The sequence below is a fragment of the Ruania zhangjianzhongii genome (assembly GCF_008000995.1).
Classification (GTDB): domain Bacteria; phylum Actinomycetota; class Actinomycetes; order Actinomycetales; family Beutenbergiaceae; genus Ruania; species Ruania zhangjianzhongii.
This window is the reverse complement of sequence record NZ_CP042828.1, coordinates 1,487,337-1,512,713: the sequence shown is the minus strand read 5'-3', so window position 1 is coordinate 1,512,713 and position 25,377 is coordinate 1,487,337. Positions and strand designations below refer to the sequence as shown.

At 69.2% G+C, this 25,377-nt stretch carries 27 protein-coding genes and 2 tRNA genes; 14 read left to right on the top strand and 15 right to left on the bottom strand.

The genetic code is table 11. The features are described 5' to 3' along the window. Positions 1–57: 57 nt before the first annotated feature. The 3 genes from FU260_RS06985 to FU260_RS06975 all read right to left on the bottom strand — a co-directional run bounded on the left by FU260_RS06985 (position 58) and on the right by FU260_RS06975 (position 3,166). Complete coding sequence (locus FU260_RS06985; protein ID WP_147916405.1) at positions 58–504, bottom strand: PTS sugar transporter subunit IIA; 447 nt, start codon at positions 502–504, stop codon at positions 58–60. After that, positions 501–2,681 carry a 4-alpha-glucanotransferase gene (gene malQ, locus FU260_RS06980; protein WP_147916404.1) on the bottom strand — a complete coding sequence of 727 codons (2,181 nt, stop codon included), beginning with the start codon at positions 2,679–2,681 and terminating at the stop codon, positions 501–503. Before malQ ends, FU260_RS06985 begins: the two co-directional genes overlap by 4 nt. A gap of 245 nt (positions 2,682–2,926) precedes the next feature. Continuing rightward, positions 2,927–3,166 (bottom strand): PTS sugar transporter subunit IIB, encoded by a 240-nt coding sequence (locus FU260_RS06975; RefSeq protein WP_147916403.1) that lies wholly within the window; start codon positions 3,164–3,166, stop codon positions 2,927–2,929. A gap of 109 nt (positions 3,167–3,275) precedes the next feature. On the opposite strand from FU260_RS06975, the gene ptsP reads away from it, so the two are divergent. From ptsP to FU260_RS06960, 3 genes are all read left to right on the top strand, one after another. Continuing rightward, positions 3,276–4,958 carry a phosphoenolpyruvate--protein phosphotransferase gene (gene ptsP / locus FU260_RS06970; protein ID WP_147916402.1) on the top strand — a complete coding sequence of 561 codons (1,683 nt, stop codon included), beginning with the start codon at positions 3,276–3,278 and terminating at the stop codon, positions 4,956–4,958. Between the two features lie 121 nt (positions 4,959–5,079). Continuing rightward, complete coding sequence (locus FU260_RS06965) at positions 5,080–5,487, top strand: globin (RefSeq protein WP_147919361.1); 408 nt, start codon at positions 5,080–5,082, stop codon at positions 5,485–5,487. After that, positions 5,484–6,359 carry an acyl-CoA thioesterase gene (locus tag FU260_RS06960; RefSeq protein WP_147916401.1) on the top strand — a complete coding sequence of 292 codons (876 nt, stop codon included), beginning with the start codon at positions 5,484–5,486 and terminating at the stop codon, positions 6,357–6,359. Before FU260_RS06965 ends, FU260_RS06960 begins: the two co-directional genes overlap by 4 nt. Positions 6,360–6,451: 92 nt before the next feature. On the opposite strand, the gene FU260_RS06955 is transcribed toward FU260_RS06960, so the two are convergent. Then, positions 6,452–7,453, bottom strand: a complete 1,002-nt coding sequence (locus FU260_RS06955) for an N-acetylmuramic acid 6-phosphate etherase (RefSeq protein ID WP_147916400.1) — start codon at positions 7,451–7,453, stop codon at positions 6,452–6,454. 205 nt (positions 7,454–7,658) lie between these two features. On the opposite strand from FU260_RS06955, the gene ectA reads away from it, so the two are divergent. From ectA to thpD, 4 genes are all read left to right on the top strand, one after another. Continuing rightward, positions 7,659–8,231: a diaminobutyrate acetyltransferase gene (ectA, locus tag FU260_RS06950; RefSeq protein WP_147916399.1), complete on the top strand. Its 573-nt coding sequence runs from the start codon at positions 7,659–7,661 to the stop codon at positions 8,229–8,231. Between the two features lie 117 nt (positions 8,232–8,348). Next, entirely contained in the window at positions 8,349–9,611 is a 1,263-nt protein-coding gene (gene ectB, locus FU260_RS06945) for a diaminobutyrate--2-oxoglutarate transaminase (protein ID WP_147916398.1), read from the top strand. 39 nt (positions 9,612–9,650) lie between these two features. Next, positions 9,651–10,043, top strand: coding sequence for an ectoine synthase (locus FU260_RS06940; protein ID WP_147916397.1), 393 nt, complete (start codon positions 9,651–9,653; stop codon positions 10,041–10,043). Between the two features lie 187 nt (positions 10,044–10,230). Next, positions 10,231–11,124 (top strand): ectoine hydroxylase, encoded by an 894-nt coding sequence (gene thpD, locus FU260_RS06935; RefSeq protein WP_147916396.1) that lies wholly within the window; start codon positions 10,231–10,233, stop codon positions 11,122–11,124. A 285-nt stretch (positions 11,125–11,409) separates the two neighbouring features. Here thpD and FU260_RS06930 read toward each other — a convergent pair whose 3' ends face one another. The 5 genes from FU260_RS06930 to FU260_RS06910 form a co-directional block, all read right to left on the bottom strand. After that, a complete protein-coding gene (locus tag FU260_RS06930; RefSeq protein ID WP_147916395.1) occupies positions 11,410–11,871 on the bottom strand; it encodes an acyl-CoA thioesterase in 462 nt (153 codons plus the stop codon). Positions 11,872–11,874: 3 nt separating this feature from the next. Continuing rightward, positions 11,875–13,557, bottom strand: a complete 1,683-nt coding sequence (ettA, locus tag FU260_RS06925) for an energy-dependent translational throttle protein EttA (protein WP_147916394.1) — start codon at positions 13,555–13,557, stop codon at positions 11,875–11,877. Between the two features lie 95 nt (positions 13,558–13,652). Beyond that, positions 13,653–14,249, bottom strand: coding sequence for a single-stranded DNA-binding protein (locus FU260_RS06920; RefSeq protein ID WP_147916393.1), 597 nt, complete (start codon positions 14,247–14,249; stop codon positions 13,653–13,655). An 80-nt stretch (positions 14,250–14,329) separates the two neighbouring features. Continuing rightward, a complete protein-coding gene (locus tag FU260_RS06915; protein WP_147916392.1) occupies positions 14,330–15,841 on the bottom strand; it encodes a GTPase in 1,512 nt (503 codons plus the stop codon). Then, complete coding sequence (locus FU260_RS06910; protein WP_147916391.1) at positions 15,838–17,493, bottom strand: GTPase domain-containing protein; 1,656 nt, start codon at positions 17,491–17,493, stop codon at positions 15,838–15,840. The genes FU260_RS06915 and FU260_RS06910 overlap by 4 nt, the downstream gene beginning before the upstream one ends. Before the next feature lie 114 nt (positions 17,494–17,607). On the opposite strand from FU260_RS06910, the gene FU260_RS06905 reads away from it, so the two are divergent. Then, positions 17,608–17,680, top strand: a tRNA-Arg gene (locus FU260_RS06905). A gap of 115 nt (positions 17,681–17,795) precedes the next feature. Here FU260_RS06905 and FU260_RS06900 read toward each other — a convergent pair. The 3 genes from FU260_RS06900 to FU260_RS06890 form a co-directional block, all read right to left on the bottom strand. Continuing rightward, a complete protein-coding gene (locus FU260_RS06900) occupies positions 17,796–18,782 on the bottom strand; it encodes a GlxA family transcriptional regulator (RefSeq protein WP_147916390.1) in 987 nt (328 codons plus the stop codon). Positions 18,783–18,941: 159 nt separating this feature from the next. Further along, positions 18,942–19,511: a DapH/DapD/GlmU-related protein gene (locus tag FU260_RS06895; protein WP_147916389.1), complete on the bottom strand. Its 570-nt coding sequence runs from the start codon at positions 19,509–19,511 to the stop codon at positions 18,942–18,944. Between the two features lie 74 nt (positions 19,512–19,585). Next, positions 19,586–20,005: a DUF2695 domain-containing protein gene (locus FU260_RS06890; RefSeq protein WP_147916388.1), complete on the bottom strand. Its 420-nt coding sequence runs from the start codon at positions 20,003–20,005 to the stop codon at positions 19,586–19,588. A gap of 384 nt (positions 20,006–20,389) precedes the next feature. Between FU260_RS06890 and FU260_RS06885 the strand changes: the two genes are divergently transcribed. From FU260_RS06885 to FU260_RS06870, 4 genes are read left to right on the top strand one after another with little or no spacing between them, the layout of a single operon-like run. Next, on the top strand, positions 20,390–20,722 hold the full coding sequence (locus FU260_RS06885; RefSeq protein ID WP_147916387.1) for a PadR family transcriptional regulator: 333 nt from the start codon (positions 20,390–20,392) through the stop codon (positions 20,720–20,722). Continuing rightward, entirely contained in the window at positions 20,719–21,087 is a 369-nt protein-coding gene (locus tag FU260_RS06880) for a DUF1048 domain-containing protein (protein ID WP_147916386.1), read from the top strand. Before FU260_RS06885 ends, FU260_RS06880 begins: the two co-directional genes overlap by 4 nt. Beyond that, positions 21,084–21,875 (top strand): ABC transporter ATP-binding protein, encoded by a 792-nt coding sequence (locus tag FU260_RS06875; protein ID WP_147916385.1) that lies wholly within the window; start codon positions 21,084–21,086, stop codon positions 21,873–21,875. Before FU260_RS06880 ends, FU260_RS06875 begins: the two co-directional genes overlap by 4 nt. Positions 21,876–21,884: 9 nt before the next feature. Further along, complete coding sequence (locus FU260_RS06870) at positions 21,885–22,646, top strand: ABC transporter permease (protein WP_147916384.1); 762 nt, start codon at positions 21,885–21,887, stop codon at positions 22,644–22,646. A gap of 27 nt (positions 22,647–22,673) precedes the next feature. Here the strand turns inward: FU260_RS06870 and FU260_RS06865 are convergent, their stop codons facing one another. The 3 genes from FU260_RS06865 to FU260_RS06855 are packed head-to-tail and all read right to left on the bottom strand — an operon-like array spanning position 22,674 to position 24,000. Beyond that, the gene (locus tag FU260_RS06865; RefSeq protein WP_147916383.1) at positions 22,674–23,051 is read right to left on the bottom strand and encodes a fluoride efflux transporter FluC; all 378 of its coding nucleotides are present in this window, start codon (positions 23,049–23,051) and stop codon (positions 22,674–22,676) included. Continuing rightward, the gene (locus FU260_RS06860) at positions 23,048–23,482 is read right to left on the bottom strand and encodes a FluC/FEX family fluoride channel (RefSeq protein WP_147916382.1); all 435 of its coding nucleotides are present in this window, start codon (positions 23,480–23,482) and stop codon (positions 23,048–23,050) included. Before FU260_RS06860 ends, FU260_RS06865 begins: the two co-directional genes overlap by 4 nt. Further along, a complete protein-coding gene (locus FU260_RS06855; RefSeq protein WP_147916381.1) occupies positions 23,479–24,000 on the bottom strand; it encodes a DUF1697 domain-containing protein in 522 nt (173 codons plus the stop codon). The genes FU260_RS06860 and FU260_RS06855 overlap by 4 nt, the downstream gene beginning before the upstream one ends. Before the next feature lie 408 nt (positions 24,001–24,408). Between FU260_RS06855 and orn the strand changes: the two genes are divergently transcribed. Next, a complete protein-coding gene (gene orn, locus FU260_RS06850) occupies positions 24,409–25,083 on the top strand; it encodes an oligoribonuclease (RefSeq protein WP_268957778.1) in 675 nt (224 codons plus the stop codon). Between the two features lie 133 nt (positions 25,084–25,216). Continuing rightward, a tRNA-His gene (locus FU260_RS06845) sits at positions 25,217–25,292 on the top strand. Positions 25,293–25,377: the final 85 nt, after the last annotated feature.

The following is a 25,377-nucleotide window of genomic DNA, read 5'->3' as shown; positions in this document are numbered from 1 at the left end:
CCCTGAACCTCCCCCTGATCTGATCGCCTCAGGTTCGCGGTTCCACGACGAGCGGCCTCAGCGCCAGTCGAAGAGCGGAGCGCCCGAGGCGACCTGCTCCCGGGCGAGCGGGTGCACCTGCTCGGCTGCGCCGTCGAGAGCTACCACCGGGCACACCGGACTACGCCCGCCCGCGGCCACGGCTGCCGGATCGAAGGTGATCATCGGCTCACCCGCCACCACAGCCTGCCCCTCGGCGATCTGCACGGTGAAACCGGACCCACCCAGCTCGACCGTGTCGATACCCAGGTGCACCAGCACACCCCGCCCCTCGGCGGCGAGCAGCACGAAGGCGTGCGGGTGCACCTTGACCACCTGCCCGTCCACCGGTGCCACCACCGTCACCGCTCCGGCCCCGCTGGGTTCGATCGCCAGACCCGGGCCGACCAGCCCTTGGGCGAAGACCTCGTCGGGTACGTCCGCGAGCGCGAGCACCCGCCCGGCCAGCGGAGCGTGCACCCTCACGGCCGCGCGGACCGGCGGGTCGGCGACTCTCGGGTGGCGGCTCGCTCGACCAGCTCGCGGCGCACCGCGGTCACCAGCGAGGAGAACCGTGCGTTACCGGCCAGGTCCTCCACCAGCACCGCGGTCTCGCCACCGTCGGCCAACGGGATCTTCCAGTTCGGGTACTCGGTGTCGGTGCCGGGCTGGTTCTGCGCCCGCCGCTCCCCGACCGCATCGGTCAGCGCCACGCCGACGAGTACGGACGGGCTGTGCACCACGAACCGGTGCAACGCCTCCACCACCTGCCGTTCGGTCGGGTCAGGGGGCAGCAGGAAACGCTCCCGCAGCGCCTGCAGCATCCGTTCCCGCTCGATCTGTGCGGCCAGCCGCACCTGGGCTACTGGCTCCACCAGCAGTCCCAGCCGGCGGCGCAGGTCCACGTGCTCCTCGGCGAGATACCCGGCCGTCGGTGGCAGATCGTGCGTAGTGACCGTAGCCAGCGCCAGCTCCCGGTAGTCCTCCGGTGGCCGGGGCCGGTCGTCGGTCTGCTCGAACCAGAGCACCGAGGTGCCGAGCACGCCCAGATCAGCCAGGTAGTCGCGCACCCACGGCTCCACGGTGCCGAGGTCCTCGCCGATCACCGTCGCACCGGCCCGGTGCGCCTCCAGGGCCAGTACCCCGACCATCGCGTCGTGGTCGTAGCGCACGTAGGTGCCCTGGTCGGCCGCCGCCCCGTCCGGGATCCACCAGAGCCGAAACAACCCCATGATGTGGTCCACCCGCAGCGCACCGGCGTGCCGCACGATGGTGCGCACCATGTCCCGCAGCTGCCGGTAGCCGGAGCGGGCGAGGGCATCCGGCCGCCAGGGTGGCTGGGACCAGTCCTGACCCTGCTGGTTGTACATATCCGGCGGTGCACCCACGGTGATCCCCCGGGCGAGGACATCGCGCATCGACCAGGAGTCCGCGCCCCGGGGGTGTACCCCGACGGCGAGGTCGTGCATCACCCCGATCCGCATCCCGGAAGCGAGCGCCGTGTGCTGGGCCCGTTCCAGCTGCTCGTCGGCGATCCACTGCAGCCAGCAGTGGAAGTCGATCCGCTCGGCGAGCTCGCGGCGCACCGCGGCGAGTGCGCCGGGGGCCGGGTCGTCCAGCGGCCAGGGCTCCCCGTCGGTGTGCTGCTCGGCGACAGCGCACCAGAGGGCGAAATCCTCCAGTCCGCGGCCCTGCTCGGTGCGGAACCTGCGCAGTGCGCCCGCGCGCGCACGGCTGCGGCCAGCCGTGAAGATCGTCTCCAGCGCCGACTTCTTCTCCGCCCAGACGACGTCCCGGTCGATCGGGCCGGAGTCGGTGTTCATCGGTTTCAGTGCGTCCAGGGCCCACTCCAGCAGCGTGCGCTGGCTGTTCGGCAGGTACGCGGCCTCCCGGATGTCTTCGGGCCGGATGTAGAGCGGATTGAGGAACCGGCGGGTGGTCGGCAGGTACGGCGAGGGCGTCATCGGCGGGCTCGGCTCGGCGGCGTGCAGCGGGTTGATCAGCAGGAAGTCCGCGCCCAACTCACCGGACAGGCTGGTCAGCTCGGTCAGGTCGGCCAGATCGCCGATCCCCCAGGAGTTCGCCGAGCGGACCGAGTACAGCTGCGCCATCAGCCCCCAGGCGCGCTCGCCCTGCTCGGTGCGCAGCTCCGGCAGCGGCAACCGCGCCGGGGTGATGGCCAACGGCGCCCGGCTGGCGGTCCTGCGCTGGTCGACGTCCGCGACCAGCTCGTGCCAGCCCAGCGGCAGGTCCCTCGGCAGGTCGAACGTGGCCCGGCCGACCGTCGCGCCGTCCACCTCGCGTGGCTCCACCCACACGTCCGCCTGCCGCAGCGCTCGCTCGGACCCGTCCTCGAGGACCACCCGCAGCCGCACCATCGCGCCGTCGGGCACGTGTACAGGCACCTGGGCCCGGGTGCCCTGCCGGACCACCACGGACGGCGGCAGCGTGCGCCGCCAGGGCGCCGCCTCGGCAGCTGTCAGTGCGGCCTGCACCTGGTGGTCGGTCTCGGCGAGGACATCCATCGCGGCCAGGACCGCTCGCAACGTCGCTGCGGGCACGTGCCGATGGGTGCCGTGGTAGTCCCAGAACTCGGTGGCCACCCCATACGCGGTGGCGAGAGCACGCAGGGCGTCGCTGCCGACGTCGATGTTGTCCTCCATCACGGCGTGTAACCAGTGCTCCCCATCGATCGGTGGCGGTCCTTCTGTGCCCGCTGCCTAGATCTTGCCAGAGTCAGCCCGGGTTCTGCCGCGTTGGCGCCGGTCGCTGCTCAGTCGCCCACACCCGAAGCCGCCGACCACCGGCATTCCGACAGAGATCGATCGCATCCGGCCGGTGCGGCCCACCCATCGACTCACGCCCTCCGGCCCACCGCCGAACTCCGGCAGCCCAGGGCACCAGCAACTCAGGGGGCGGGGCGGAGCTGGTCGATGTCGGCCGCGAGATCGTCGGCCACCGGGCCGACCACCACCTGCACCACCCGGCCCGAGCGCACTACGCCGTACGCACCGTGGGCCCGCAGGCTCTCCTCATCCACGAGCGCCGGATCGGTCACCTCGACCCGCAGGCGCGTGATGCACGGCTCCAGGTCGACCACGTTGGTGTCTCCACCCAGTGCCGCGAGGATATCCTCGGCCTTGATCACGTCCACTCCTCCACACTTTCCTTGTGATACATCCCACTCTACAACCGCATGGCCGCCCTCTCGCCACCGGACGAGAATGAGGCTCGACCCAGCGGCGACGGGAGGCAGCATGTCAGGCGAGACGCAGATTCGGATCATCCACGGTGCCGGGGTCTCCCCCGGCCGCGCCGCTGGCCCCACCGTACGGATGGCAACGGCTGCCGGCGAACCGGCCCGACGGCGCGCCACCGTCGGCCCCGAGGAGGCGACGGACGCGATCCTCGCGGCCGCGACCGCCGTCGCCGACGATCTGACCGAACGAGCCGGCCACACGGAGGGGACCGCGCGGGAGGTGCTGCAGACCACGGCACAGATCGCGAAGGACCCCACACTGGTCAAAGACGCCCAGCGCCGGGTCCGCGAGGAGCAGATCACCCCCGAGCGTGCGGTCTGGGAGGCTGCCGGAGCGGTCGCCAGCCAGTTCGAGTCCCTCGGCGGCTACTTCGCCGAGCGCGCCCGGGACGTGGCCGACGTCCGAGACCGGATCATCGCCCGACTGCTCGGTGCCCCGAGCCCGGGGGTCCCCCAGCGCGAGGAGCCCTACATCCTGCTCGCTCTGGACCTCGCCCCGGCCGATACCGCCCAGCTGGATCCGGAGGTGGTGCGAGGGCTGGTCACCGAGGAGGGTGGGCCCACCTCGCACACGGCGATCCTGGCGCGCGCGCTGGGCATCCCGGCCGTAGTCGGGGTGGGAAGCGGGATCGAGGAGGTCGCTGCCCGGGAGGTGGTGCTGGTCGACGGCGGTGCCGGTGAGGTGCTCCTGGATCCCACCGCGGAGCAGGTGGAGGCCGCCCGGGAGCGGGTGCGTACCCGCTCCTTCGACCCGCCGGGTCGCACCCAGGACGGATACCGGGTGGCCTTGCTGGCGAACGTGGGCGAGGTGGCCGACGCCGAACCGGCAGCCGCCGCTGGCGCCGAGGGGATCGGCCTGTTCCGCACGGAGTTCGCCTTCCTCGGCCGAGATGCCGAACCGAGCGTCGAGGAGCAGGTGGAGGCGTACTCGGCGGTGTTCGCCGCGTTCGCCGGACGGCATGTGGTGATCCGCACCCTGGACGCCGGTGCGGACAAGCCGATGCCGTTCCTCACCGCCGCGGACGAGGTGAACCCGGCACTGGGGGTTCGCGGGATCCGCACCTGCTGGCAGAACCCGGACGTGCTCGATCATCAGCTGACCGCGATCGCGCGGGCGGCCGCCGACCATGACGGACCGGTGTGGGTGATGGCACCGATGATCGCCCGGGTGGCCGAGGCGGAGGACTTCGTGGCCGCGTGCGCGGCGCACGGGCTGGAGACCGCCGGGGTGATGGTGGAGGTGCCCAGCGCCGCCCTGCTGGCTGGGCCGATCCTGGCCCGGGCGGCGTTCGCCTCGGTCGGCACGAACGATCTGACCCAGTACACCTTGGCCGCGGACCGGCTGCTCGGGTCGCTGGCACCGCTGTCCACGCCGTGGGACCCCGCGGTGCTGCAGCTGCTCCAGCGCACCTGCGACGGCGGAGCAGCCCAGTCCCGTCCGGTGGGGGTCTGCGGGGAGGCGGCCGCCGATCCCGCCCTGGCAGCGGTGTTGGTCGGTATGGGGGTGTCCAGTCTGTCGATGACGCCGCGGGCGCTCGGCGACGTCGGCGCCCTGCTGGCGGCCACCACGCTCGCGCAGTGCCGCACGGCAGCGAGTCTGGCACTCGCCGCCGACAGCGCCGAGGACGCCCGCCGCGCGGCCCGCGGCGCGCTCCCCGCCCTGGCCGAGCTTGCCCTGTGACGTCCGGACCGCGGCCAGCCGGCCGACGAGCAACGCCGAACCCACCGAGAGAACCGCTTAGGCTGAACCCGTGAGCCTGCCAGATCCCAGCCCCCGCCCAGCCGCTCGGCCCGGCCTGAGTGTGACACCCGCGCGGGCCGAACGCCCGGACTCCTTCTACGCCGCTGTCGGTGGCGAGCCGACGTTCCGCTTCATCGTGCATCGGTTCTACCAGCAGGTAGCCACTGACGACCTGCTCCGGCCGATGTACCCGGAGGAGGATCTCGGACCGGCCGAGGACCGGCTGCGGATGTTCCTGGAGCAGTACTGGGGTGGCCCGACCACCTACTCCGAGACCCGCGGCCACCCGCGACTGCGGATGCGGCACGTACCGTTCCGCGTCACCCCGACCGCTCGGGACCGCTGGTTGCAGTTCATGACCGTGGCGGTCCAGGAGGCCGAGCTGGCCCCGATGCACGAGGCGAGGCTGCTGGACTACCTGGAGCGGGCCGCGCACTCGATGGTGAACACCCTGGAGGAGGACGCATGACCGGCGGGCAGGAGGTCGACCCGCTGCAGGCGGTGCTGGCCGCCCTGGTGCTGGAGCAGGCCGGCGAGGACACGTTCGTGGGCACGTCGCTGCCGCAGATCCACGGCAGGGTCTACGGCGGCCAGGTGCTCGCCCAGGCGCTGCTCGCCGCCGGGCGCACGATGACCACGGACAGGTTGCCGCACTCCGTGCATGGCTACTTCCTGCGCCCCGGTGACCTGGACGAGCCGATCACCTTCGCCGTCGAACGCCTCCGGGACGGCCGCTCGTTCTCCGCCAGGCGCACGCACGCGATCCAGTCCGGCAAGCCGATCCTGTCGATGATCACCTCGTTCCAGGTGGAGCAGGAGGGTCTGGACCACGCCGAGCCGATGCCGCAGGTTCCGGCCCCGGAGGAGCTGGACAGCTCGGTGGAGTTCTTCAATTCCCTGGACCACCCGATCGCGAAGTTCTTCTACCGCAACGGCGCGTTCGATCTGCGGCACGTCGACGGCGCCCTGTTCACCAGCCCTGGCGAGGTCCGCACCGACCGGCAGTACCTGTGGATGCGCGCACGTGGACCGTTGCCGGTTGGGCAGCTGGAGCAGCGCGCGATCCTCGCCTACGCCTGCGACCAGGTGATGCTGGAGCCGATCATGCGCCGGCACGGACTGTCCTGGATGACCAAGGACGCCTCAGTGGCAAGCCTGGACCACGCGATGTGGTGGCATCGGAACGTGGACGTGGGCGACTGGCTGCTCTACGCCCAGTCCTCCCCGTCGGCTGGAGGCGGCCGCGGGCTGGGCGAGGCCAAGGTCTACGCCCGCTCCGGTGAGCTGGTAGCGACGATCGCCCAGGAGGGCATGATCCGGATTCCGCAGATCCCCAGCTGAGCCGCACGCCTCACCGGGCGGAGCGACGCACCTCAGCGGCTGGACAGGCGGAGCGACGCACCTCAGCGGCTGGACAGGCGGAGCGACGCACCTCAGCGACGCGACACGCGGAGCTGCTCGACGGCGGATCGCACCCCCGAGGGATCCCCCGCACGCCGGTCATCGGGTGGGTGGGCAGCCAGCACCTGCGCCGCTGCCTGCGGTGGAACGTCGGCCAGCAGACTGACCAGCGCTACCCGCGGGCTGCCGGACGCCTCGAGCGCCTCCTGGCACCGGTGCAGATCCGCACCGCTGGCCTGGGTGAGCATCCGCAGCACCCGCCCGTGCAGCTTCTCGTTCGTCGGCAGAACATCGATCATCAGGTTCGAGTAGGTCTTGCCCAACCGCACCATCACTGCGGTGGAGAAGGTGTTCAGGACCATTTTCTGGGCCGTGCCGGCCTTCATCCGCGTGCTCCCGGTCACCACCTCTGGCCCGGTGTCCACCAGAACGGCCACATCCGCCAGCTCGGCCAGCGGGGCGTGCGGATTGCAGGAGACCAGCCCGGTGCTGGCACCGACAGACCGGGCGTGCCGCAGCGCGCCGGCCACGTAGGGGGTGCGCCCACTGGCGGCAAGTCCGAGGACCAGATCCCGTGCGGTCACGTCCGCTACTGCCACCCGGCCCAGCTCCGGATCATCCTCGGCACCCTCCACCGGGTGCAGCATCGCCGGCGCTCCCCCGGCGATGTGCGCCCGGACCTGGTCCTCGCTCACCTGGTAGGTGGGCAGCAGCTCCGCGGCGTCGAGCACTGCCAGCCGACCGGAGGTACCGGCACCGACGTAGACCACTCGGCCACCGTCGGCCAGCGCGGCCACCCCGCGCTCGACCAGCACAGTGATCGCCGCGGACCGGGCGGCCACGGCAGCCGCCACTGACGCGTCCTCGGTGAGGATCGCCACCACCACACCGCTGGCGTCCAGGGTGTCGATATCGGTAGTGCGCGGGTTGCGCTCCTCGGTGGGTGAGCGGACCTGGACGGCCAGGACGGGCTTACCCTCCGCCGCACCCTCGAGCTCCACCTCACCAGCGTAGCCACCGAGTGTGACCGACATCTCGATATCGAGGGATCGGGTTCCGACCTCCCGGGCCGTCTCACTATATGGACTCAATCTGGAGGGAGTTTTCCGGCCGTCCGGTGCCCCCAGGTTTCCCGCAGCAGCGAGCGAGTATCTCCATGCCCGCTGTCGGCGGGAATCGCCCGATTCCGGTCAAGGACCGGTTTCAATCTCGTCAATGACTGCCTACCGTAGAAGCCGTATGCCACTACCGACTGAGTCCGATACGCGCCCTGGTACTCCTGAACCCTCAGCTACCACCGACATCCTCAGCACCACCCCGACGGCGTCCGACGAGCCGCTGCAGATCCGCCCGCCTGAGGCCGGCGAAGGCGCCGCGATGTGGCGCCTCGCCCGCGACGGCGGCGAACTGGACCTGAACACTTCCTACGCCTACTTGATCCTTGCCGACGACTTCGCGGCCACCTGCCGCGTCGCCGTCAGCGGCGGTGAGGTGGTCGGCTTCGTGCTCGGCTACTGTCCCCCGGCCCGCCCGAGTCACGTGTTCGTCTGGCAGGTGGCGGTGCGCAGCGACCAGCGCGGTCGGCGGGTCGCTGCCCGGATGCTCGACGATCTCGTCGACGGCCTGCCCGAGGTCGAGGCGATGGAAGCGACCGTGACCGAGTCCAACACCGCCTCCCGACGATTGTTCGCCGCCTTCGCTCGCAACCGGGGCGCCGAGCTCAGCTGGTCCGCGGGTGTGCGGGCCGAAGACTTCCCCGATGGGCACGAGGCGGAACCCCGCCTCCTGATCAGTCCGCTCTCGAGGAGCTGATTCCACGCACCTGATAGCCACAGGCTGCGCCGGCCTTCCCGGCCTCGGCGTGCTGCGCGCGGCTCGCACCGCGTGACCCGACCTGATCCGCAACCTCACGAAGGAAAGCGACCTCACATGACACTCACCAGTATCGATGCCACTGCTCTTGAGTCTGGTGTCCGTAGCTACTCCCGCACCTGGCCGACCACGTTCACCAAGGCCCAGGGCAGCTTCATGTACAACGAGGAAGGCGACCAGTACCTGGACTTCTTCGCCGGTGCCGGCGTGATGAACTACGGCCACAACAACCGCCACCTGAAGGAGGTACTGATCAAGTACCTCGCCGGTGACAACGTGGTGCACTCCCTGGACATGCTCACCACGGCCCGCACCGACTTCCTCTCCACCTTCACCGACCAGATTCTGCGCCCACGCGGCCTGGACCACACGGTGATGTTCCCCGGGCCGGGTGGCGCCAACGCCGTCGAGGCCGCGCTGAAGCTCGCCCGCAAGGTGACCGGCCGGGAGTCGGTGGTGACGTTCACCAACGCCTTCCACGGGATGACCCTGGGCGCCCTGTCGGTGACCGGGAACTCGATGAAGCGCGGCGGCGCCGGTATCCCGCTGGTGCACGCCACGCCGATGCCGTACGACGACTACTTCGACGGTGACGTGCCGGACTTCATGTACCTCGAGCGGTTGCTCAACGATGCCGGCTCGGGCCTGAACACCCCGGCTGCCGTGATCGTGGAGACCGTGCAGGGCGAAGGCGGCGTGAACACCGCCCGGCGGGAGTGGCTGCGTCAGCTCTCCTCGCTGTGCAAGGAGCAGGGCATCATCCTGATCGTCGACGACATCCAGATGGGCTGCGGCCGCACCGGCGGCTTCTTCAGCTTCGAAGAGGCCGGGATCGTCCCGGACATCATCTGCCTGTCCAAGTCGATCAGCGGCTACGGCCTGCCGCTCGCGCTGACCCTGCTGCGTCCCGAGCTGGACGTGTGGGAGCCGGGTGAGCACAACGGCACCTTCCGCGGGTTCGCACCGGCCTTCGTCACCGGAGCCGAGGCGATCCGCACCTACTGGTCCGATGACGACCTGCAGCGCTCCACGATCGCCAAGGGTGCGTTCGCGGAGTCGGCGCTGAACACGATCGTCGCCGACCACCCGGAGCACGGCCTGTCCGCCAAGGGTCGCGGCCTGGCCCGTGGGCTCGAGTTCACCAACCCGGACCACGCTGCCGCCACCTGCCGCAACGCCTTCGAGGCCGGTCTGCTGGTGGAGACCTCCGGTCCGCGCGACGAGGTGATCAAGCTGCTGCCGCCGCTGACGCTGACGAACGAGGAGCTGGCTCGCGGTCTCGATATCCTGCGCCAGGCCACGGCGGACGCCGTAGCCTGAGCAGCATCGACAACCGTCACCAGAGATAAGGACCCGTTCATGCTCGTTCGCACCCTCGACGACGTCACCGACACCGAGGATGACATCAAGACCGAGAACTGGCGCAGCAAGCGCATCATCCTCGCCCGCGAGGGTGTGGGCTTCTCCGTACACGAGACGACTCTGTACGCCGGTACCGACAACTACTTCTGGTACGCCAACCACATCGAGGCCGTCTTCATCACCCATGGTGAGGGCGAGATCGAGGACCTGGCTACCGGTGAGGTGCACCAGTTGGCGCCGGGCTCGCTGTACCTGCTGAACAACCACGACAAGCACCGGGTGCGCCCACGCACCGAGATCCGGTGTGTGTGCGTGTTCAACCCGCCGGTGACCGGCCGGGAGGTGCACGACGAGAATGGCGTGTACCCGTTGATCGTCGAAGAGGCCTGATTCGCAACGCGGCCCCTCAGTAGTACCTCGCGAACGCTCTTCCGCGCGAGCAGATCTGATGATCTGCACCGCGCGGGAGGGCGTTTGCGCTGGAAGGACCTGGCGGCACCACGGTGTCGTCATCTAGCACCCGGTGCGGCCAACTGCCGCACCGGGTGCGGCGTTTTCGCCGACGAAAGGAGAATCGATGACAGCCGCTACCGCACGGACGGACGCTTACCCCACGCGCGTGAGCACTGAGGATCCGATCGCCCGCGAGCACCCCACTGTGTGGGGTTCGGCCTCGGACGGTCCGTTCGACGCTGACACACTGAGGACTCACGAAGAACGCGGCTTCACCATCTGTGAGGATTTCCTCAGCGCCGAGGAGGTGGAGACGTTCGGCGCCGAGCTGACCCGGCTCACCTCTGACGCCACACTGCGCAGCGACGAGCGCGTGATCACCGAGAAGGCCTCCGGCCAGGTCCGCTCCCTCTTCGAGGTCCAGGACTTCAGCGCGCCGATCGATGCGCTCAGCCGCGACCCTCGGCTGCTGGACCGGGCGCGCCAGTTGCTCGGGTCCGAGGTGTACCTGCACCAGACCCGGGTGAACTACATGCCGGGTTTCCAGGGGACCGGCTTCTACTGGCACTCCGACTTCGAGACCTGGCACGCCGAGGACGGTATGCCGCTGCCCCGGGCGGTGAGCTGCTCGATCGCCCTGACGCCGAACTATCCGTTCAACGGCGGCCTGATGGTCATCCCGGGCTCGCACCGCACGTTCATCCCCGGTGTGGGCGTCACCCCGGAGGACAACTACGCCTCCTCGCTGAAGGAACAGACCGTGGGGGTGCCCAGCGAGGCCGCGATCACCCGGATGGCCGCCGAGCACGGGATCGACCAGTTCACCGGTCCGGCAGGTTCGGCGCTGTGGTTCGATGCGAACATCATGCACGGGTCCGGGAACAACATCACTCCGTTCCCCCGGTCGAACATCTTCCTGGTGTTCAACAGCGTGGAGAACGCGCTGGAGGAGCCGTACGCCGCCCCGGCACCGCGACCCGGCTACATCGGCAACCGGGACGTCACCCCGCTGCGCTAGCGGACCCGAGCTAGCCAGCCGAGCTAGCGAGGGCGAATGCTCCCTCGTGCGGCAGGCCGTACGAGGTCGCCGCACCAGGGAGCGTTCGGTCCCGGGACCTGCCCGGCCCTGGAAATCCACTTGCCCCCTCCGAATCCAGGAGGAAGCGGATTCCGAGGGACCAAGTGGATTCCGAGGGTGAGGTCGCTACCCGCGCGAGGTCGCTGCGAGGCCGGGTCGCTGCCGGGCCGGGTCGCTGCCGGGCCAGGTCGCTCCCGGCGCGAGGTCGCGGTGGGGTCGGTCAGGCTACCGCCGCCGGAACTCCACCGGATCGTCCACCAGTGGGGCCAGCGCCTCCCGTTCGGCATCGCTGAACCGGGCGGGGCGGCCGGTACCGGCGTCGACTTTCACGATCGAGCTCGCGGCCCGGGCACAGACCTCACCGGTGGGAGTGAGCACCTCGTAGCAGACCAGCAGGCTTGCTCCGCCGATCTGCCCGATCCAGAGCTCCACGCCCACCGGGTCCTGGCTGTAGGACAGCGGCGCCAGGTACTCGATCTCCTGACGCGCCACCAGGGTGTGCGTATCGCTGCCCGGGCCGCCAGAGAGCACCTTGGCGCCGGAGACCATCGACTCCTCGCCCTGACTGGTCCAGAACACCGCGATGCGCGCCTCCTCCAGAAGAGTGAGCATCGCGGCATTGTTCACATGCCCGTAGGCGTCCAGGTCCGCCCAGCGCATCTGCACCGGCACCCGCATGCGGCCCATAGCTCAGTCGCGGGTGAGCTTGCGGTAGGTGACCCGGTGCGGACGGGCAGCCTCCGGCCCCATCCGCTCGACCTTGTTCTCCTCATAGTCAGCGAAGTTGCCCTCGAACCAGTACCAGTTCGCCGGGTTCTCCTCGGTGCCCTCATAGGCGAGGATGTGCGTGGCCACACGGTCCAGGAACCACCGGTCGTGGGAGATCACCACGGCTGAACCCGGGAAGTTCAGCAGTGCGTTCTCCAGGCTGCCCAGGGTCTCCACGTCCAGGTCGTTGGTGGGCTCGTCCAGCAGCAGCAGGTTCCCGCCCTGCTTGAGGGTCAGCGCCAGGTTCAGCCGGTTGCGCTCACCGCCGGAGAGCACTCCGGCCGGCTTCTGCTGGTCCGGGCCCTTGAACCCGAACTGGGAGACGTACGCCCGCGAGGGGATCTCCACGTTGCCCACCTGGATGAAGTCCAGCCCGTCGGAGACCACTTCCCAGAGGGTCTTGTTCGGGTCGATGTTCTCCCGACCTTGGTCCACATAGGAGATCTTGACGCTGTCGCCGACCTTCAGCTCGCCGCCGTCCAGCTCTTCGAGCCCGACGATCGACTTGAACAAGGTGGTCTTGCCCACACCGTTCGGGCCGATCACACCGACGATGCCGTTCCGCGGCAAGGTGAAGCTCAGCCCGTCGATCAGCAGGCGGTCGCCGAAGCCCTTCCTCAGGTTCTCCGCCTCGATCACCAGCGAGCCCAGGCGCGGGCCGGGCGGGATCTGGATCTCCTCGAAGTCGAGCTTCCGGGTGCGCTCCGCCTCGGCCGCCATCTCTTCGTACCGGGCCAACCGCGCCCTGGACTTGGTCTGGCGACCCTTCGCGGAGGAGCGCACCCACTCCAGCTCGTCCTTAAGACGCTTGGCCAGCTTGGCGTCCTTCTTGCCCTGGATCTCCATCCGGGCGGACTTCTTCTCCAGGTAGGTGGAGTAGTTGCCCTCGTAGGGGTACAGCCGGCCCCGGTCCACCTCAGCGATCCAGCCGGCCACATGGTCGAGGAAGTACCGGTCGTGGGTGACAGCGATGACGGCGCCCGGGTACTTCGCCAGGTGCTGTTCGAGCCACTGCACGCTCTCCGCGTCCAGGTGGTTCGTCGGCTCGTCGAGGAGGAGCAGATCGGGCTGCTCCAGGAGCAGTTTGGCCAACGCCACTCGACGGCGCTCACCACCGGAGAGGTGGGTGACCTCCGCGTCCCCCGGCGGCAGCTGCAGCGCATCCATCGCCTGCTCGAGCTGGGAGTCCAGGTCCCAGGCGTCGGCGGCGTCGATCTCGCCCTGGAGCTTGCCCATCTCCGCCATCAGCGCATCGAAGTCGGCGTCCGGCTCGGCCATCTGGTTGCCGATCTCGTTGAACCGGTCGATCTTGCCCTTGATCTGGCTGACGCCTTCTTCGACGTTGCCGAGAACGGTCTTCTCCTCGTTCAGCGGCGGCTCCTGCAGGAGGATGCCCACGGAGTAGCCCGGGGCCAGCCGGGCGTCACCGTTGGAGGGTTGTTCCAGTCCAGCCATGATCTTCAGGATCGTCGACTTTCCGGCACCGTTCGGGCCGACCATGCCGATCTTCGCTCCGGGCAGGAACGACATCGACACGTCATCGAGGATGACCTTGTCGCCATGCGCCTTGCGCGCCTTCACCATCGAGTAGATGTACTCGGCCACTTTTCTCCCAGCGATGAGCAGGTTTCAGGGTTAGATCAACCCCTCACTCTACGCCCGTCGCCCCCCGATCATGGCAATCGGAGCCCGGGCGCAGGTCAGGCGCTCATCCGCTCCGCCATCGACTCCTCCGTCTCGGTGTCGTCATCGGGCAGCACCTGGAATCCGGATAGGTCCACCCCGGCGTCCTGCTCCTCGCTGCTCTCGGTAGCCTCGCCCGCCTCCGTGGCCGAATCCGCCTCCTCCTCCGACGCAGAGTCGGCAGCAGTTCCGGCGGGCTCGCTCGCCTCCTCGGTAGCCGCCGAGCCGGTCTCGGTCTCGGCGTCGGCGCGCCGAACCGCGCGGGTGACGTGCGCCGTGGCCGTGCGCAGATCCGGGCCGAATGCGTCGGCCACGATCACGGCAGTCCAGCGCTGCTCACCGTCGCGGGTCTGGTACTCCTCATGCTCCAACCGGCCGCGGACCAGCACCGCATCTCCTTTGCGCACACTGTGCGCCACATGCTCGGCGAACTCCCCGAAGAGCTTCACCGCAAACCATTGAGTGGCGCCGTCACCCCACTCCCCCTCGCGGCTGCGGACCCGCGGCGTACTGGCGACGTTCAACCGCAGGAACGTCTGCTTTCCCGGACTCGCCAGCAGGTTCGGCTCGTGCCCCACGTGGCCCCGAAGGGTGACCTCGATCTCGTTGACCATGGTGACTCCAGTTGCTCAGGCACCGGCCTGTCCGGTGCATAGAGTCACCTTCACCTAACTGAGCACACCGCGGGTGGGCCTCACCCCCGGGCTGTGGAAACTGTGGCATCGCCGTGGATGCCGGCACGCGCCGTGCGGTGCTGGTCCAGAGGTGCCTGAGCAGGCCGGACCAGGTCCGCTGAGACCACAGAGGCGAGCTCCGCCGTCGTGCTCTGCATATAGCCCTCAGCGCGTTCGGCGGAGGTGCGGCGCCTGCGCCTGCCGGCCACGACGATCAGCACGAGGCAGGCGAGCAGCAGCGCCACCCCCGCCCCGGCCAATGAGCCACCAACCACGGCGGACCCGGCGAAGAGCGCGGCGCCGGCGATCAGCAGTGCCAGCCCGAGCCCGCCGGCTACGAAGCCGACCAACCGCTGCCCGCTGGCCACCCGGTCGGTGCTGCGGGGCAGCTGCTGTCCTTCGAGTGCCGTCCACACGTGGTCGTCGAACGACTCCTCGGTGGCTACCTGGGCCTGGACCGCGTCGGACCACGGCGCAGGCAGACCGGCAGTCGCTGCTGCCAGCCACCGGTCCCGGATCGCCGCGGTCCGGCTGCCTGCCGGACGTTGCACAGCACTCAGCGCCACTGGGCGCGGTGAGGCCACCGCCCGGCGGATCGACTCCGCCACCGACGGCACCCCGGACGCCGTCGCCAGATCCTCGGCCACCTGCGCAGCCTCCGGCGGTGCCGGATCCGCGGCCCCCACGTGCCCGGAGAGCCGTCGGCGTACCGCTGCCACCTCGTCCCGAGCGGTCCGTGCCGCCACGGACTCCCCGGCGATCACCTCGGCGAGCAGCGAGCGCAGGTCATCGATACCGTCCCCGGTGCGTGCCGAGACCAGCTCGATCTTCACGTCGGTCAGGCCATCCTCCACCAGGAGGCGGGCCACGTCAGCGCGCACCTGCTCGTGCGTGGCGTCCGGGATCGTGTCGATCTGGTTGATCACCACCACCATCGCCTCGTGCCGTGCCGACAGTGCGCGCAGATAGTCCTCGTGCAGCACGTTGTCGGCGTACTTCTGCGGGTCCACCACCCAGATGAGCAGATCGATCAGTGGGAGCAGCCGGTTCACCTGCTCGGCGTGCCCCGACTCCACCGAGTCGTGGTCAGGCAGGTCGAGGAGCACGAGACCGGCCAGTCCTTCTTCAGCGTCGCCGTCCAGCGCCGACTCCCGCTGGATCCGCCGGTCGGGCGCGACCTGGAGAAAGTCGAGCAGCGCCGTCGCCTTGCTCCCCCAGATGCACGCGGCGGCCTGGGAGGTGGTCGGACGGATCACGCCGACGTCGGCGAACTGCAACGAGGACATCGCGTTGAACAGGGACGATTTTCCCGAACCGGTGCCACCGACCAGTGCGACCACGGTGTAGTCCACGCCCAGGGCTAGGCGCTCGGTCACCTGCGCCAGATCGGTATGGGCGGCCGCGGTCGCTTCGCCGGGCACGCGGGCACCGGCGGTGGCCAGAGCCTCGGTGATCTGCTCGACCTCGTGGTGCAGCTCCTGGCCAGCACCACCGGTCGGCACCGCGGTCTCGGCCGGGGAGGAAGCGCTCACTGGTATCCCTTCAGCTCACTGGCACGCAACCGGAGGCTACGGGCCGCACCGTCATCTACCCCGAGCGTGGTCAGGGCGGTGAGGAAGACGTCGGCCTCACCTTCGGTGGCCACTCTCGCCCAGGTGGACAGGTCGCCTCGCAGGCGCCGCACGACGGCGGTCCCCCGGTCGGACAGGAGTCTCGCCACTGCGCGTTCTGCTCCGTCCAGGCCGGTCGCGGCCACCTCCACGAGGGCGGCCTTGGCCGCCTCGTCCAGACCGGCGTCGTCGGAGTCGAAGGTGAGCGTGGCGCACAGCTCGGCGACCACCTCGTCCCACTCGGTGAACAGGACATCCAGCCGTTCGGTGCGGGTGGTGGCAGCGTCCTCGGGACTGACCAACGCGGCGAGCTGGGCACCGCTGGTGGACTGTGCGGCGCCCGTCCGGATCGAGCGTTCGGCTCGTTCGCAGGCCTCGGCGATCAGCGTGCGGGCGGAGTTCATGCTCACCTCGCGCAAGGAGGCGACGGCGGCGCGGCGAGCGGGCACCGCCCGGCGGTGCCGCCAGGACTCCACCATGTTCGCCGCCGGTGCCACCAGCGGCGAGAGGATTCCACCGGAGCTGGCACCGGCGAGCCAGGCGGTCGTGGGTGCGCCGACGGCTGCCCCGCCGGCTGCCAGATCGGCCTCGACCTGCTCAGCAGCGCCGGTGGTGGCGGCCCGCACCTGGTTGCGCAACGAGAGGTGGTGGCGCCGCTGGTCCTCCACGGCGACGGCCACCCGCTGCACGTCCTCACGCAACGCCGGCCAGGCGCCGCGGACGGTACGGGCAATGATGCTGCGGGACTGGCTCTTCGCACCGAGCACGGTCAGCCACTGGGTGAACTCGCGGATCCGCTCGGTGGGCAACACTCCCTCGTGTGGTCCGACGTCCGCGATCACGAAGAACGGCACCGAGCCGAAACCCTGGCTCTCCAACCGCTCGAACAGGTCCCGGCGCACCGTGGCCAGCGCGGCGGGGTCCACCCGGTTGAGGATCACCGCGAGGGAGACCCCGCGCTCTCTGGCGGCATGCAGGCGCGCCCACGGGACGGCATCGCCGTAGCGGGAGCCGGTGGTGACGAACACCCAGAGGTCCGCCAGCTCCACCAGCTCATCGGCGAGCCCCCGGTTGGCGGCGTGCACGGAGTCCAGGTCGGGGGCGTCGAGCAAGGCCATTCCGCGCGGTACGACCTCCTCCGGGCTGACCTGGGCGATATCGGCCACCGGGTGCCCCTCGAGGAGGTCGGCGTCCTTGGGATGGACCACGAGGATCGGTTCGCGCGTGGTGGGCCGCAGCACACCGGCAGTGGTGATCTCCTTCTCCACCACGGAGTTCACGATCGTGGACTTGCCCGCTCCGGTGGAGCCGCCGACCACCACGATCACCGGGGCTGCGACCTGACGCAGCCGGGGCAGCAGGTGGTGGCGCACCTGGGTGGCGAGCCGGTCGCGGTCCTCTCGGGCCGCCGGCACGCCCGGGACCTCGAGCGGCAGCGTGGCGGCGTCCAGGTTCGCCAGCAGATGCTCGATCACCTCGACCATCGGCACCCGCTCTTCCCCGGTGGAGGGCGCCGGGTGAGCCACGGAGTCCTCCCCGGGCGCGGGCCGGACGTCGGAGGATTCGGGGGTCACCCTCCCTAGCCTGCCGTGTGGAGTGCCCTGTGACCAACTTCGCGCGCCGCACGCCGCTATCCTGTGAGCGGTCCGGTGGTGCGTCCCGGCGCTCTGCCGTCACCGGAACAGCACGCCCCCGTAGCTCAATGGATAGAGCAACGGCCTTCTAATCCGTAGGTTGCAGGTTCGAGTCCTGCCGGGGGCACTGGCGACGCAGGAGCCGTTGCCCCGGCGGGACGAGGAGGAGCGCAGCGACGGCCCTGCCCGGGGGCACTGGCGACGCAGGAGCCGTTGCGCCGCGGCTGGGTTGTCGCGATCCCTCAGCGCTGCGCGGGTGGCTGGAAGACTCGGCGGTAAGCCTGCGGCGCGAGCCCGATCCGCCGGGTGAAGTGTTTCCGCAAGTTGATGGCGGTACCGAACCCACACTGTCGCGCGATCTCCTCCACGGACAGGTCGGAGCTCTCCAAAAGCTCGCGGGCCCACCGCACCCGCTGCACCAGCAGCCACTGCAGCGGCGAGGTCCCGGTCTGCTCGTGGAACTTTCTGCCTAAGGTGCGGGTACTCAGCGCTGCATGCCGGGCGATGTCTGACAAGGTCAACGGCTCGCCGAGCCGGAGCTGTAGCCACTCCATGGTCGGCTGCAGCGATCCTGTCGAGCCAGGCGACTCATGATGGACGATGAATGGCGCTTGGCTCCCGGCACGCTGCGGAGCAATGACGATGTGGCGGGCCGTGTCGGCGGCGACTGCCGCGCCGAAGTCGTTGCGCACCATGTGGATGCACAGGTCGAGTCCGGTGGCCGCACCAGCGGAGGTGAGCACATCTCCTCCGTCGACGAAGAGCACGTCCGGATCAACCTCGACCTGGGGGAACCGCTCTGCGAGCAGGGCTGCGTTCGTCCAGTGGGTCGATGCCCGTCGCCCGTCCAACAGACCCGCAGCGGCGAGAACGAAGGCACCGCAGCAGATCGAGGCGATGCGCGTACCGCGTCGGTGCGCCTCCCGGAGCACGTCGAGCACCTCCCCCGGCGCTTCCAGATCCGTGCGGATTCCAGGGACGATCACCGTGTCTGCGGACAGTGCCGCGCTCACCTCGTACGGCGCTGTCATCCGGTACATCTCGCTACCAGAACGCCCGACTACCACCTGGTCAGGCCGTTCACCGCAGATGAACACGTCATAGAGCGGCGCACCGAATACCGCGCCCTCGGACTTCTCCGCCGAGTGAGCCGTGCCGAACACCTGGCCTGGGATCGCGAGCTCCAGGCCTTTCACATGATTCGCCGCCAATACCGCTACCCGATGCATGGCGACAATGTATCGAACAGCGACATTTTGGCCACTGGTAGTGGCGATGCCGCAACGCGACGATCCTTCACGTGGACTTCTTCATCCAGTTAGTCGTCTCCGCTGTTGCGCTCGTCGCACTCATCCTGGCCGGCAAGTTCTTCGACCTGGTGCTGGGCCTCAAGGAGCGAGCGTGCGCACCACCCGCGCGGGGGACCCCACGACGACGGTTGCCGCAGGGACGTCCTTCGTCACCAGAGAGCCGGCACCCACGACTGCATCAGGCCCGATCGTCACGCCCGGCAGGATGGTGGCATTCGAGCCGATCCATACATTCCGGCCGATGACCACGCGGGCCGGGTGCATATCGGCACGCCGGTCAGGACTGAGATCATGGTTCAGCGTGGCCACGACGGTGTTGTGACCGATCAAGCAGTCGTCCCCGATCACGATCCCACCCTGATCCTGAAACTTGCAGCCAGCGTTGATGAACACTCGCTTTCCGAGCGTGATGTTCTTCCCGAAGTCCGAATACAGGGGCGGGAAGACTGACACCGACTCATCCACAGCTGTGCCGATCAGCTGGGCCAGCAGCTCGCGCACCCGGGCGGGCTCCTGGTAACCGTCGTTAAGCTCACCGGTGATCTGCAGCGCCTCCTGGCTGACCTCATGCATGACCACGTGCAACGGCGAGTCGCCCGTGATCGTCCCGCCGGCATTCAAGACGTCAAGGAGATCATCAAGCGTCATAGATCCTCCACCTGTTCACACTGACCAGCGTGCGGTTCACGGTACGTCACCCGGATCCGCACCGCCGCCCGAGCTCAGAACGCCGCCCACCCTCTGCGGCGAGCCGCCCACAGCCCGCACGGCCGGGTCGACCCTCGCCGCGCGCCGAGACAGTGCGGCATGACGTTCGGGTACATCGGATCGGTGATCGTCACGACGCCCTCGGCGTCCACCTCCTCCCGTTCAGGCACCAGGAACTCGGAACGCAGGTCGAAGCCGTTCATGAAGATCTCGCAGTCGCAGAAGCCGCCCTTGTCCCCCAGGCGCCGCTCCAGTGCGGTCGCCCTCGGTGCGCGCAGGTCGCGGTAGCGGCTCGCCCAGCGCAGGCCGGTACAGCCGTGCTCGAGCATCCGGTAGACGTAGCAGAGCAGGCACTCCCCCGGGTGCGGGTCGGTCAGCTGGGCTGCCAGCCTGCGCAGGTAGTTCTCGGTCTCGTCGATGGTGAGGTTCGTCATCTCCGCAGTGAACCAGCGGCCACCGACACCACCCCTCAGCCGAGAACCGGATCCGGCACCCGCCGAACGGGCCGCTACGGAGTGATTTTGACGTGCCCAGTACGTCACAACCACACCACAGTCGAGGACCATCCCGATCAGAGCGAAATCAGCACGCGCGAGCCCCCACCCCCTCCGGAACGACCCCAGTGAGTGTCCTCGCATCTGATGGTGCAGTGCACCACCACGATGAGCGCCGACCTGCGCACACAGTCAATCACCACATCCATGACCCACACCCCGAACCGACCGGGCCGATGCCCGTTATCGGTGTTGCCCCTTCCAGTACTCAGCGTTACTATCTACCAGTAGTCATTGTCGCTAAGTAGCCGGAAGGGGATAGCGATGGGTCGGCAGATGACCGAGATGCTCAAAGGAACGCTGGACGGCATCGTCCTGGCGATCCTGAGCGACCAGCCCGCCTACGGCTATGAGATCACCGCCCGGCTGCGCGAGATGGGGTTCAGCGACACCGCCGAGGGCACCGTGTATGCCCTGCTGGTCCGGATCGAGAAGCGAGGGCTGGTGGACGTGCAGAAGGTGCCCTCCACCCAAGGCCCGCCGCGCAAGGTCTACTCGCTGAACGCCGTCGGGCAGGACTACCTCGATGAGTTCTGGAGGACCTGGAGCTTCCTCGCAGAACGACTGAACGAGCTCCACGAAGGAGACCAGTCATGATCGGATGGATCGAGAAGGTCACCGGACCACTCGAGGACAAGAAGCGCTACCGGGACTACAAGACCCGCGCCAAGGCGCTGCCCGCGCCGTACCGCACCACGGTGGAGGCCCTGGACCGCTACCTGCTCTACTTCGGCGCGATCGCCAAGGGGGACGTCCTGGTCACGATGCTGGAAGACCTGGTCGAGTTCTTCGAACAGAGCGCACAGGCCGGTACGCCGCTGCGCGAGATCGTCGGCGAGGACCCGGTGGAGTTCGCCGAGACCTTCCTGGCGAACTATTCCGAGGGCCAGTGGATCAACAAGGAACGTCAGCGCCTGATCCAGGCCGTTGCTCGCGCCGAGTCCGAGGAGTCTGCGTCATGACCGCTGCGACCACCGCGCCGGCGATCCAGGTCCGGGGCCTGACCAAGTCCTACTCCGACGTCCAGGTGCTGCGCGGTGTGGACCTCGACGTCGCGCGTGGCAGCATCTTCGCCCTGCTCGGCTCGAACGGTGCCGGCAAGACCACCACGGTGCGGATCTTGTCCACCCTGCTGACCGCCGATACCGGCAGTGTTCGGGTGAACGGCTTCGATGTGGCCACCCAGGCCGCTCAGGTGCGGGAGTCGATCAGTCTCACCGGGCAGTTCGCGGCAGTGGACGAGGTCCTCACCGGCCGGGAGAACCTGGTGCTGATCGCCCGGCTCCGGCACCTGCCCAACCCGGGTGGCGTCGCCGATGCGTTGTTGGCCCGGTTCTCGTTGACAGAGGCGGCCGCGCGGAAGGCGTCGACCTACTCCGGCGGGATGCGCCGCCGTCTGGATCTCGCGATGAGCCTGACCGGTGACCCGGCCGTGGTCTTCCTGGACGAACCGACCACCGGCCTGGACCCGCAGGCGCGACGCGAGGTCTGGGCCTCCGTCACCGAGCTCGCCGCCCGCGGTACGACAGTCCTGCTCACCACCCAGTACCTGGACGAGGCCGAGGAGCTTGCCGACCGGATCGCCATCCTGCACGAGGGCCGGATCCTCATCGACGGCACGCTGGCCGAGCTCAAGGCCCAACTGCCGCCCACCACGGTCGAGTACGTGGCGAAACAGCCGACGCTCGAGGAGATCTTCCTCCACCTCACCGGCTCTGGCTCCAGCGGCGCCGACAAACCCGCCGCCTAAGGAGCCATGATGACCACCCACGTCCTCAGCGATACCGCAGCCCTCACCGGACGTTCCTTGCGCCACATCGGCCGCAGTCCGGACACGATCATCACCGGCGCGGTGATGCCGATCGCGATCATGCTGATGTTCGTCTACGTGCTCGGCGGCGCGATCGAGACCGGCGCCACCTCGCACGTGAGCTACATGCTGCCGGGGATCCTGCTGATCACCGTGGCCTCCGGCGTCGCCTACACCTCGCTCCGGCTGTTCACCGACATCAAGGCCGGCATCTTCGAGCGGTTCCAGGCCATGCCGATCGCCCGCGCCAGCGCACTCTGGGCGCACGTGCTCACCTCGCTGGTGGCCAACCTGGCCTCGGTGGCGATCGTGGTCGGCGTGGCCCTGCTGATGGGCTTCCGCTCACCTGCGAGCGCGACGGCGTGGCTTGCGGTGCTCGGTGTTCTCACCGTGTTCACGCTCAGCCTGACCTGGGTCGCCGTGGTCGCTGGGCTGGCCGCGAAGACTGTGGACGGTGCGGGTGCGTTCGCCTACCCGCTGATCTTCCTGCCGTTCGTCAGCTCCGCGTTCGTGCCCACCGCCACGATGCCCGGACCGGTGCGGTGGTTCGCCGAACACCAGCCGGTCACCGCGATCGTGGACGCGCTGCGCGCCCTGCTCGCCGGCCAGCCGGTGGGCGGCGACCTGTGGGTCGCTCTCGCCTGGTGCACCGGCGTCCTTGTCGGCGCGTACCTGCTCGCAAGGGTCACCTACCGCAAGCGGTTCGCGTGAGCGAGGCCGGCCAGGGCGCCGACCGGGTCAGAACCCTGCGCCGAGCCACAGCCCGAGCCCGGCCGCCGCCAGGCTCACCAGCAGCATCACTACGGCGTGCCCCACGGCGGTGACGGCGGCACGGGCGCCGTCACGCAGCGCGATGGTCACCGCCTCCACGCTGGCGGTGGAGAACGAGGTGTAGCCGCCGAGCAGGCCGGTGCCGAGCACGGTGACCAGCGCGTCCAAGCCCGCGTGGCCATGAACCAGTGCCACCAGCAGGCCGAGCAGGAACGAGCCGGTCACGTTCACCACGATCGTGCCCAGCGGCACCGAGCGATCGTGCCATCGGGCCACCAGAGCGTCCACCACGAACCGCAGGACCGCGCCCACACCCCCGGCCAGTGCTACCGCCAGGACGATCACCGGCCTGCCTCCGGGCGCTGCACCGGCACCAGCCACCGAGCCAGCAGCGCTCCCCCGGCGGCGGCCGCCACACCGGTGAGCACGCTGCCCGCGGCGTAGCCCAGCCCGGTCCAGAGCTGACCGCCGCCGAACAGGCCATGGACCTCGAGGGTGAACGTGCTGTAGGTGGTGAACCCGCCGAGCAGGCCGGTGCCCGCGCCGAGCCGCAGGCCGCGCCGCGCGCCGGTGTCCTCGCCGCTGCGGCCCAGTCCGAACAGCAGTCCGCCGAGCAGGAACGCCCCGGTCACATTGATCACGAAGGTCACCCACGGCCAGTGCCCCGCCGGCGGTGCGAACGCGGTCTCGAGCAGGTAGCGCCCCGTGGTGCCTACCGCTCCCCCGGCGAGGATCAAGCCCAGCACAGCGGGGCGCGGAAGCGCCGAACGTGTCACGGCAGCAGGCGCCGCAGCGTGCGCAGATTGCGGGTGGTGGTGTCCTCCTTGTACCTGGCTCGTGCCAGCACCTTCGCGACGGCGGTGTCCAGGCTGCGCCCGCGCGGCAGCTCCCAGTAGAGCACGTCGGCGCCGGGGGCGATCCGTTCCGTCTCGTCTATCGCCGTCAGTACCTCGCGGAGGTCATCGAGCACTGCCGCGCTCCGGCAGAACACGACGTAGGGATGGTGGCTGCTCTCGTCGGTGTCGAACGGGTAGTCGGCGACGATCTCGGCCAGCTCCTGGATGCTGCGCACCAGCACCCGGGCCCGGTAGCCGAACCGTTCGGTGAGGATGCTTTCGACGGCGGGGCCCACCTGGGCAGCATCGGCTGCACTGTCCAGCAGCACGTTTCCACTCGCCAGCACCGTACGCGCCGCGGGGAACCCGCCCTCGGCCAGTGCCTCGCGCACCTCAGCCATCTTCAGTGTGCGCCCACCGACATTCACGCCGCGCAGCAGCACCGCATAGCTGGTCATGAGCACTTACCGTAACCACCGACCCAGAAGAGCGGAAGAAAAAGACGTGACCGTGCGCCGTCGGCGGTGCGACAGTAACTTCCCGTGCCCCACTGGGCATGAGGACGCCACCACCGAAAGGCCCACCTATGGAACCCCTCATCGTGTACGACATACAACGCCTCGAGCAGGCACACCTTCGCGCCGAAGCCGCATCCCGCAGGAGCATCCTGGAGCGGATCCGGAATAGGCGCAGCACTACGGTGGCAGCGCGGGGCGGTCGGGAAACCGGCCGCCCTTCGTCGTCTCCGGCCCTGTCTGACCCGAGCACCTTCACCCGCGCGAGCTGACGCCACGTCGGCCCGCGCGGGTGGCGGCGCGGGTCGACGGGGCGAGGCCCGCAGCACCGGGCGCCGTTAGGCTGGGGCGGTGAATACCGCACCTTCTTCCGGACAAGGCGACCGGATCGTCTGGATCGACTGCGAGATGACCGGGCTGAGCCTGGTCGACGACGCACTGATCGAGATCGCCGTGATCGTCACCGACTCCGAGCTGCACGCGCTGCACCCCGGATTCGACATCGTGATCGCACCACCGGCCGAGGCGCTGGCGAACATGGGCGAGGTGGTGACCACGATGCACACCACCTCCGGTCTGCTGGAGGACCTCCCCGGCGGCACCACGTTGGCCGATGCGCAGGCCCAGGTGCTCGACTACATCAAGCAGTTCGTGCCCGATCCGGGCAAGGCACCACTGGCCGGCAACTCCGTCGGTACCGACAAGGGCTTTCTGGAACGGGATATGCCCGAGCTGGTCGCTCACCTGCACTACCGGATCATCGACGTCTCCTCGCTCAAGGAGCTGGCCCGCCGCTGGTACCCGCGGGCCTACTTCAACTCGCCGAAGAAGAACGGTGGGCACCGCGCGCTGGCCGACATCGCGGAGAGCATCGACGAGCTGCGCTACTACCGCAGCGTGCTACTGCCCGAGGGTGTCGGGCCGGACTCGGCGACCGCGAAGCGGAAGGCGGAGGTGATCGCCGCTTCCCCCACGCTGGCCGCCGCTCCCGCGGATGCGAGCGCCCCTGCGCCAGGCGTGGAGTGAGTCCGGCGCAGGCGCGATGAACCTGCAGCGGCCACGCCCGGGTGGCCGAGCGCACACCGGCGATGTACCAAGGCGGCGTCGATCTTCGCTACACTGGTTGTTCGCAGGCCGCGGTACGCCCGGCAGGCACATGGTGGGTATAGCTCAGTTGGTAGAGCGCCGCGTTGTGGTCGCGGATGTCGCGGGTTCAAGTCCCGTTACTCACCCCAGACGCACGAGGCCCGAGACCACGACCCGCAGATCCCGGTCGAGGTCCGGGCCTCGTCTGGTTCTGGGCACTGCACGCCCCTCAGG

Bases quoted from the DNA above. Each gene is read 5' to 3' on its own strand.
- FU260_RS06875 (WP_147916385.1), top strand. From the start codon at position 21,084: ATGACCGCTGCGACCACCGCGCCGGCGATCCAGGTCCGGGGCCTGACC.
- FU260_RS06880 (WP_147916386.1), top strand. From the start codon at position 20,719: ATGATCGGATGGATCGAGAAGGTCACCGGACCACTCGAGGACAAGAAG.
- ectA (WP_147916399.1), top strand. From the start codon at position 7,659: ATGCCACTACCGACTGAGTCCGATACGCGCCCTGGTACTCCTGAACCC.
- FU260_RS06885 (WP_147916387.1), top strand. From the start codon at position 20,390: ATGGGTCGGCAGATGACCGAGATGCTCAAAGGAACGCTGGACGGCATC.
- FU260_RS06890 (WP_147916388.1), bottom strand. From the start codon at position 20,005: ATGACGAACCTCACCATCGACGAGACCGAGAACTACCTGCGCAGGCTG.
- FU260_RS06940 (WP_147916397.1), top strand. From the start codon at position 9,651: ATGCTCGTTCGCACCCTCGACGACGTCACCGACACCGAGGATGACATC.
- FU260_RS06955 (WP_147916400.1), bottom strand. From the start codon at position 7,453: ATGTCGGTCACACTCGGTGGCTACGCTGGTGAGGTGGAGCTCGAGGGT.
- thpD (WP_147916396.1), top strand. From the start codon at position 10,231: ATGACAGCCGCTACCGCACGGACGGACGCTTACCCCACGCGCGTGAGC.
- FU260_RS06900 (WP_147916390.1), bottom strand. From the start codon at position 18,782: ATGCATCGGGTAGCGGTATTGGCGGCGAATCATGTGAAAGGCCTGGAG.
- malQ (WP_147916404.1), bottom strand. From the start codon at position 2,681: ATGGAGGACAACATCGACGTCGGCAGCGACGCCCTGCGTGCTCTCGCC.
- ectB (WP_147916398.1), top strand. From the start codon at position 8,349: ATGACACTCACCAGTATCGATGCCACTGCTCTTGAGTCTGGTGTCCGT.
- FU260_RS06920 (WP_147916393.1), bottom strand. From the start codon at position 14,249: ATGGTCAACGAGATCGAGGTCACCCTTCGGGGCCACGTGGGGCACGAG.
- FU260_RS06930 (WP_147916395.1), bottom strand. From the start codon at position 11,871: ATGGGCCGCATGCGGGTGCCGGTGCAGATGCGCTGGGCGGACCTGGAC.
- ptsP (WP_147916402.1), top strand. From the start codon at position 3,276: ATGTCAGGCGAGACGCAGATTCGGATCATCCACGGTGCCGGGGTCTCC.
- FU260_RS06895 (WP_147916389.1), bottom strand. From the start codon at position 19,511: ATGACGCTTGATGATCTCCTTGACGTCTTGAATGCCGGCGGGACGATC.
- FU260_RS06855 (WP_147916381.1), bottom strand. From the start codon at position 24,000: ATGACCAGCTATGCGGTGCTGCTGCGCGGCGTGAATGTCGGTGGGCGC.
- FU260_RS06960 (WP_147916401.1), top strand. From the start codon at position 5,484: ATGACCGGCGGGCAGGAGGTCGACCCGCTGCAGGCGGTGCTGGCCGCC.
- FU260_RS06870 (WP_147916384.1), top strand. From the start codon at position 21,885: ATGACCACCCACGTCCTCAGCGATACCGCAGCCCTCACCGGACGTTCC.